This window comes from Peribacillus sp. P4_D6, assembly GCF_056401795.1.
This window is the reverse complement of the sequence record NZ_JBFUIQ010000193.1, coordinates 1-4946: the sequence shown is the minus strand read 5'-3', so window position 1 is coordinate 4946 and position 4946 is coordinate 1. Positions and strand designations below refer to the sequence as shown.

Annotated in this window: 5 protein-coding genes; 3 read left to right on the top strand and 2 right to left on the bottom strand. The window is 32.5% G+C overall.

All coding sequences use genetic code 11. From position 1 onward, the window contains the following. The 3 genes from AC1DVB_RS25120 to AC1DVB_RS25110 all read left to right on the top strand — a co-directional run. On the top strand, positions 1-153 hold a 153-nt coding region (locus AC1DVB_RS25120), incomplete at its 5' end, for an IS3 family transposase (RefSeq protein ID WP_477591487.1). Between the two features lie 165 nt (positions 154-318). Continuing rightward, a complete protein-coding gene (locus tag AC1DVB_RS25115; protein ID WP_057277876.1) occupies positions 319-681 on the top strand; it encodes a hypothetical protein in 363 nt (120 codons plus the stop codon). Positions 682-1119: 438 nt separating this feature from the next. Next, complete coding sequence (locus AC1DVB_RS25110; protein WP_477591485.1) at positions 1120-4215, top strand: AAA domain-containing protein; 3096 nt, start codon at positions 1120-1122, stop codon at positions 4213-4215. A gap of 309 nt (positions 4216-4524) precedes the next feature. Here the strand turns inward: AC1DVB_RS25110 and AC1DVB_RS25105 are convergent, their stop codons facing one another. Both AC1DVB_RS25105 and AC1DVB_RS25100 read right to left on the bottom strand, forming a co-directional pair. Further along, positions 4525-4803, bottom strand: a complete 279-nt coding sequence (locus AC1DVB_RS25105; RefSeq protein WP_477591483.1) for a hypothetical protein — start codon at positions 4801-4803, stop codon at positions 4525-4527. 5 nt (positions 4804-4808) lie between these two features. Continuing rightward, positions 4809-4937 (bottom strand): transposase, encoded by a 129-nt coding sequence (locus AC1DVB_RS25100; RefSeq protein ID WP_207441374.1) that lies wholly within the window; start codon positions 4935-4937, stop codon positions 4809-4811. Positions 4938-4946: the final 9 nt, after the last annotated feature.

Genomic DNA, 4946 nt, shown 5'->3' with positions numbered 1-4946 from the left:
GATGAAGCCTATATTAAACCTTGTAATACTATAGAAGAACTTAAAAAGGAAATAAGAAGTTATATGACGTACTATAACAATTTCAGATATCAATGGAACTTAAAGAAGATGACTCCTGTTCAATACAGAAATCACCTTCTCCAAGTGGCATAACCTTTTTTAAAAATGTCCTTTACATAGGGTACAGTTTAATTACTGGTTGACCTTTTTTTAATCTTGTAGCTGCGGTCACTTGAATGATTATTTGGGAGGGGAATACTGACATTTTGACGAAATAGATGGAATATCATATTACGAAAATAGGAAGGAGGAATGGGAATGTCTGATAACAAAGTGACGAATAACATCACAACGAGTATAGGAGGATTGATTGTCATAGGAGACATTAGATACCATGATGATAAAAATTTATTGTTTGGTCCAGCACTTATACATGCGTATGAATTAGAATCAAAACATAGTATATATCCTAGATTTATCTTAGATACAAAAATTATTGACTTAATAAAAGGAGATATCAAATGGATGGATTTAAGTATAGATGTAGATGGTCATTACTATGTGGATCCATTTAAGTGGCTGGTAAAATTAGAAGGCGAGAAAACAGCTTTAGCACCTATTAAACAAAAGATTGAAACTGCGATAAATAATTTAAGCGTAAATCCAAACCTAGGGTATTAAGTAAGTACCATTGGTTTCTAAATAAAATTATTGATAGAGAGCAAGTGAATTTTATAAGATCGCACTTAGATAGTCACTGTGAACCGTATCATAAGTAAGTGAGGTTTTATAATTGATTAAAGAAAAAACAGATTATAAGTCGCGCCTTTTGATTAAAATACAACCTAAGCTAAAAGGTGTTTGCTGCTTTATGGAAATTCTAAAATTTACTATGATAAAGAAAATCAATGAAAAGCCTCAAAGAAAATGTAAAATAAATGATATAAAGTGGACGAAATAGATCAGCCTTCATTACATCCAAACATTATCATTTGTTTGAAAGACTTCTAGTTGAAATCTAATTTTGTCTATGAAAAATTCTGCATTTTTATTTTGCAATACACAAATGTAGCTTATAAATCAAATTTTTTATATATTGATGAGAATGGGAGGGAGAACATGAATGGAAGGAAAGATATTTTAAATGCTTGGATTACGATAGAGCAACTATCCGAAGGTTCTATTAATAAAAAAGACAAATCGCTAAAGTCTTTACATACAGTGGAGGAGGACTGGAATAAGTTTTTTTCAGACTTTTTAACTAAAAAAAAAGGACAACAAAATGTATCAGATAAGTTCTTTAAGAAGTCGGGCTTAGTATTATATTTTGATATTTTCAATTTTCAAGAGGTTGTTGATATATTGAGGGAGAAATACAAGATTGCTAAAGCCTACGAAGAAGTTAGTAACTCTGACAAATTCACCTTCTCTTTATATTTTGATAACCAGTTAAATTTTATAGCAGATAAATTGTTCTTTACGATGAGCGGTTATATCCGCCAACATGGTGATTTACCGAAAGATTTTTTAAAAGTTGAAAACTCATTTAGAGAAGATTTGAACAGGAAATTTGATGAGGATTTTAATACCTCAATTTCTGAACTATTACAAAAGTATAATGTTTCCACAGAAAATTTCCGCTATGCATTTGTGGAAAACTTGGATAATGGAGATGTAAATCTACATTCGTTCTTTATTGAAGATCTGAATAAAGCAAAGACAATCACTAATAAAAATTTGAATCGATATTTTAATGGCTTTTCTGGATATAGGCAAAATCTAGATGGCAAAAAAGAATCAATTCATTTTAACTCACATATTTTCGAGACAATGATTTTACAACCTAAATTTTATCCGTTGGGACGGTTCCCAAGTAATCCTGATTTTGCGCTTTCATTCATGCAACAGGTTGCGGTAAATCTAGCTTTAAATGATGAAAATGATATTCGAAGTGTCAATGGGCCGCCAGGAACAGGGAAAACAACACTGTTAAAAGATATTTTTGCTGATTTAGTAGTACAACAGGCAGCGGAAATTTCACAGCTTTCTGATAAAAATATTCAAGGTAGTCTAGTTTATTGGCAAAGTGCTAAACTTGGTGTTTTACCGCATTCCATTTCAGATAAGAATATTATTGTAGCAAGTTCAAACAATGGGGCAGTCCAAAACATTGTTAAGGAGTTACCAAAGAAAGAAAAGATTGCTGACGATTTTCAAAAGCAACTAGAGGAAGCGAATTATTTTAAAGATGTTTCTAATTCTAAATTAACCGGTGAAGGTTTCGGAAAGAATCGCGAGATTAAAAGTGAGCTTTTAAATGAGGAAAATTGGGGTACATTCTCGTTGGAAGGTGGATCGTCAACAAACATTAACAAGTTACTTTTAAACATTGAAGTAATTGAAAAAGATTTAGAAGAAAATTATCAAGCGACTACAGGTGTAAGTGTATATCAAGAATTCTCACGTCTCTATGATGAATTAAAAATTGAAAGAGAAAAAATTCAAGAATATAGCAAGAAAATGTATTCTCTTCAAAAATTAAAAACCAAGCATAAGGAGCAAGTCATTGCTTTTGAACAAGAAGAAAAGAAGAAACGAACAAATTTGATTTCACTGGAAGAAGAAGCGAAGCGTGAACTTGAAAGACTGAGACAAGAAAGCGTAAATCTCCAAAAAGATTTATCGAATGCTTCCATTGAAATCAAAAATTTAACTAATTTACAAGCTCAAGCTGAAAGGAATTATGATGTAGTTACTTCACAAAAGCCAAGTTTTTTATGGTTTCAGAAAATATTTAATAAACCAAAAGTTGAGCAGTATTTCAAAAATCTCAATAATACGAATGATCATTTAAATCATCTTTCTCAACAAAAGACTAAATTGTTGAATGACCGCATGCAACTCGAAAATGGGTTAAAGGAAAATGCTACAAAAAGTGAGTATGCTCAGAAACAAATTCAGGACACAAAAGCTGACTTCAATCGATGGATGACTACTCAACAAAATGATTTTAAAAAATTGGAACAAGGAATTGCGTTATTGGAAAAACTCAAACATCAAAGTGGCATAAAGGAACTAGATTTTTCACTATCATATGATGAAGTTCAAAAGTCTAATCCATGGTTTACCAAGCAGTTCCGTATTTTACAATCAGAGTTATTCATTTCAGCCTTAAAAGTTAGAAAGCAATTCCTGTATGAAAACAGAAAGAGTTTGAAAGCTGCAAGGATTATTTGGAATAAACAGTCTGAATACATTGGAAAAGAGAATGGACATCAGTTAATTTCAGAATCATGGCAATGGTTGAATTTCACTATCCCTGTTGTCAGCACTACTTTTGCTAGTTTTGGTAGAATGTTTAAAAATCTTAATGAAAATTCAATAGGTAATCTATTCATAGATGAGGCTGGTCRAGCACTACCACAAGCTAGTGTTGGCGCAATTTTTAGAAGTAAAAAGGTTATGGTCGTTGGGGATCCATCACAAATAAAACCAGTAATGACGTTAGATTCAAATGTTCTGACCTTGATTGGAAGATATTACAAAGTTGATGAAAAATTTGTCTCTGCTGATGCGTCTACTCAAACAATTGTGGATGCCACAAGTCAGTATGGTTTCCAAAAAAATGAGGATGAATGGATTGGTATACCACTTTGGGTACACAGACGTTCGAACTATCCGATGTTTACGATTTCAAATGAAATCTCGTATGATGGGCTGATGGTACAAGGTAAATCAGAAGATGAGTCACAAGGAAAATCACAATGGTATGATTCAACCGGAAAAGCAAATGACAAATTTGTTAAAGAACAAGCTGACTTACTGAAAAGTCTGATTGATAAACGTTTACAGGAAGATCCAGATTTAGCGGAAGAAATCTATGTTATATCCCCATTTAGAAATGTGGCTTATAAACTTGCACGAGTTTTAGATAAAATTAACTTTACGAAACGAGAAAATGGGAAAATAACAAATATTGGAACTGTCCATACTTTTCAAGGGAAAGAAGCAAAAATTGTCTATTTTGTTCTTGGAGCGGACTCTAATAGCAGTGGGGCAGCAAGATGGGCTGTTTCTGTTCCAAATATGATGAATGTTGCAGCTACACGAGCTAAAGAAGAATTTTATGTTATTGGCGATAAGAAATTGTATGCCTCACTTGGAAGTGAAGTGGCAAATAAAACGATTTCGATTATTAACGACTATAATAGGTAATCAAATGAAAATATAATGTATTGAATTTGCAAATTAACACTGGAGTAGAATTAAATTTTATCTTAAACATTAGAAAAGGTAGTTGTTTCCGAATTAAATTCTGCATACCTAGCATCTTCTTATGGTGAGTTTAATAGAGAAATGACAAGGTTACTTGAAACTGATAATCTTAACGCTGAAGAGTAACTGCGACGTTACAGTTACTCTTTTTGTATGAAAACACATTAGAGAAATAGCAATACTAAAATAAACCCTTCATATTCTCATTTTTTGAAGGGCGTAAATGTACTATGTCGTTATATTAACTGATTATGCAGTTTGTTGTTYAGATGGAGCGATCGAATAGCCTTTCTTTTTTAGATTTTCGATCATTTTTAATTCCTTGTTATTTTGTTTTTCTTCAAGGTAATTTGAGCCTAGTTCATGATAAGGTTCTCCTGTTTTTAAGATGTTGTAAGCTATCGTTACTAGTAAACGGGCAGAAGCGATTCGTCCCTTCATTTTTCCCTGTCGTTTGGTAATTCTTTTTCGATGAGAAGCAATTCGATTATTTTGCCTTGATGTCGCTAATACACATTCTACGGCCATCGTTTTTAAAGCTTTATTTCCTTGTGTGGTTTTACTCGTTTTTTTTTACCAGCACTTTCGTAATTTCCAGGACTCACACCAGCCCAAGAGGCAAGATGTTTAGCTGACTTAAATACGGACATATCAACACCCATCTCTCCGCA